Annotated in this window: 1 pseudogene; it reads right to left on the reverse strand. The window is 63.2% G+C overall.

What is annotated here, in order from left to right:
- Positions 1-283, reverse strand: a pseudogene (locus tag ACG2LG_RS24140) (reverse transcriptase domain-containing protein); the annotation flags it as partial.
- Positions 284-622 lie beyond the last annotated feature (339 nt).

Consider the following 622-nt stretch of genomic DNA (forward strand, 5'->3'; position numbering starts at 1 on the left):
TCGCGCACTTGTGCGTGAAACCGAGGAAGTCGAAGGTCTCCGCCCGCTTCCCCCCGCCCTTCCCGCGCCGGTCGGCGAACCGACCAAACTCGATCAGACGGGTCTTCCCATCGTGCAGCTTCAAGCCGAACTTCGCGAAGCGCTCCCGGAGTGCCTCCAGGCATGCCTCCGCCTCGTGCCGGTTCTCGAAGCCGATGACGAAGTCGTCCGCATAACGAACGACGATCACATCTCCGCGGCAGCGGCTTTCGCGCCACCACTGCATCCACAGGTCGAGGACATAGTCGCATCCTCCTCCAGGGTGCCGTCAGGCCCTCCCGGTTCTCGCGCCTGGAACTTCGACACATGCTCAGGGTCTTCGACTCCGCCGTGTCCGTCCGCTCCTGGCCGTGACGGCGCGGACGATGTCGCCTTCCCCTTGTCAGTACAAGGTCGGCACACGGGATGATTGATTTCGGAGCTCAATGGCTGGCCTGCGTCTCCACTCGCCCATGCTACACCCGGCGCGTCACCGCCCCCGGCGTAGGGTCCGTGGCCAGAGTGACTGGCTACATCTTCTCTGTGAGACTCTTTCATTCTCTGTTCCAAGCCGGTTTATCCCGGCGCTTTCACTGACCCCTTT

The sequence above is a fragment of the Haloferula sp. A504 genome (genome assembly GCF_044385805.1).
Lineage (GTDB): Bacteria > Verrucomicrobiota > Verrucomicrobiia > Verrucomicrobiales > Akkermansiaceae > Haloferula.